This window comes from Dietzia sp. DQ12-76, assembly GCF_014145045.1.
GTDB lineage: Bacteria > Actinomycetota > Actinomycetes > Mycobacteriales > Mycobacteriaceae > Dietzia.
In genome coordinates this window covers 1-2,173 of record NZ_JAALDV010000459.1, presented here as the reverse complement: position 1 = coordinate 2,173, position 2,173 = coordinate 1, and the positions used below count along the sequence as shown (strand labels likewise).

At 71.4% G+C, this 2,173-nt stretch carries 3 protein-coding genes; all 3 read left to right on the top strand.

Annotated elements, in window-relative coordinates:
• A partial coding sequence (locus G6019_RS14685; RefSeq protein ID WP_304506212.1) for a biotin/lipoyl-containing protein occupies positions 1–763 on the top strand: 763 nt, incomplete at its 5' end.
• 5 nt (positions 764–768) lie between these two features.
• Positions 769–1,950, top strand: a complete 1,182-nt coding sequence (locus tag G6019_RS14680) for an acyl-CoA dehydrogenase family protein (RefSeq protein WP_107757068.1) — start codon at positions 769–771, stop codon at positions 1,948–1,950.
• Between the two features lies 1 nt (position 1,951).
• Positions 1,952–2,173: enoyl-CoA hydratase-related protein (locus tag G6019_RS14675; protein WP_182627890.1), on the top strand; the 222-nt coding region annotated here is incomplete at its 3' end.

Genomic DNA, 2,173 nt, shown 5'->3' with positions numbered 1-2,173 from the left:
TACCACCAACCGGGCCCAGCTCGTCCGGGTCCTGCGCCATCCCGAGTTCATCGCCGGCAACCTGTCCACCGCGTTCCTCGACGACCACGGGTCCGCCGCGCTCGCCGCCCCGCTCGCCGACGACGAGGCCGTGCGGATCTCGGCCCTCGCCGCCGCGCTGGTGTCCGGGACCGCCGACCACGCCGCCGGCCCCGTGCCCCTGGCCCGGGCCGGATTCCGCAACGTCGGCCGCACCCTGCAGAAGCGGACGCTGCGCCACGGCGAGAAGGACCTCGAGGTGGCCTATCTCCGCGACCGTTCCGGCGCCCACCCGGATGGCGATCTCGCGGAGATCGTCGACGTCGGCCGGGTCCGTCCCGCCGCGGTGGACCTCGAGATCAGGGGGGTGCGCCACACCTTCTGCGTACACCGGTACGAGGTGGCCGGCTCGGACACCGTCGTGGAGGTGGACTCGCCCCTCGGGCCGGTCTCACTCGTCGAACCGCCCCGCTACACCGATCCCGGCGCGGAGGTCGCCGCCGGGTCGTTGCTCGCCCCCATGCCGGGCGCGGTCATCCGGGTCGCCGTCTCCGTGGGCGACACCGTCACCGCCGGCCAACCGCTGTTGTGGATGGAGGCCATGAAGATGGAACACACCATCTCCGCGGCGGTGGACGGCGTCGTCAGCGAGCTCCCCGTCGAGGTGGGCACGCAGGTCGAGACCGGCACCACCCTCGCCGTCGTCACCGAGTCCGGCAGCACCGACCCCACCACCCAGGAGTGACCACGATGACCGACATCTCACAGATCCCCAACCCCGTCGTCGACACCGAGGAGCAGACGCAGCTCCGCAAGGTGGCCTTCGACCTGGGCTCGCGATACGGCATGGAGTACATGCGCGAAAAGTCCGACGCCGGTGAGACCACCGACGAGCTGTGGACCGAGGCGGGCAAGCTCGGGCTGCTGGGGGTGAACCTGCCCGAGGAGTACGGCGGCGGTGGGGCCGGCATGACCGAGCTCGCGATGGTCGAGGAGGAACTCTCCGCCGCGGGCGCCGGGCTGCTCATGATGGTGGTCTCGCCCGCCATCAACGGCACGATCATCTCGCGCTTCGGTACCGAGGAGCAGAAGAAGCGCTGGCTCCCGGGCCTGGCCTCGGGCGAGATCATCACCTCGTTCGCCATCACCGAGCCGGACGCCGGGTCCAACTCCCACGCCATCACCACCACGGCCCGCCGGGACGGCGCGGACTTCCTGCTCAGCGGGCAGAAGACCTACATCTCGGGGGTCGACCAGGCCGACGCGATCCTCGTGGTGGCCCGTCTCGAGGGCGCGACCAGCGGCAAGCTCCAGCCGGCGCTGTTCATGGTGCCCACCGACGCACCGGGCCTCGAGCGCACCCACATCCCCACCGAGGTGCGCACGCCCGAGCGGCAGTTCCAGCTGTACTTCGACGACGTCCGGTTGCCCGCCGACGCGCTCATCGGCGACGGCGACACGGCGCTGCTCATGCTCTTCGCGGGCCTCAACCCCGAGCGCATCATGGCGTCCGGCATGGCGATCGGGTCCGCGCGCTACGCGATGGACAAGGCCACGACGTACGCGAACGAGCGCTCCGTGTGGAAGACCCCGATCGGCGCCCATCAGGGGATCGCGCACCCACTCGCGCAGTGCAAGATCGAGCTGGAGCTGGCGCGTCTCATGATGCGCAAGGCCGCCGCGCTCGTGGACGCCGGCCTGGACGACCTCGCGGGCGAGGCCGCCAACATGGCCAAGTACGCCTCCGGCGAGGTCTCCGCCCGGACCGTCGACCAGGCCATCCAGACCCTCGGCGGCAACGGCCTGTCGGTGGAGTACGGCCTCGCCGGGATGCTCGCCGCGTCACGCCTGCCGCGCATCGCGCCGGTGAGTCGGGAGATGATCCTCAACTACGTTGCCCAGCACTCGCTCGGGCTGCCGAGGAGCTACTGACATGACCGCGCAGGGTGAGCAGGAGCTGGTGCGGTACGAGGTCTCGGGCGGTGCGGCCCGTGTGACCCTGGACTCGCAGCACAACCGCAACGCCATCTCCACCGCGCTGGTCGGGCAGCTGCACGCCGCGCTGGACCGGGCGGCCACCGACCACGACGCCCGCGTGGTGGTCCTCGGTCACGCCGGCGGCACCTTCTGCGCCGGCGCCGACCTCTCCGAGGCC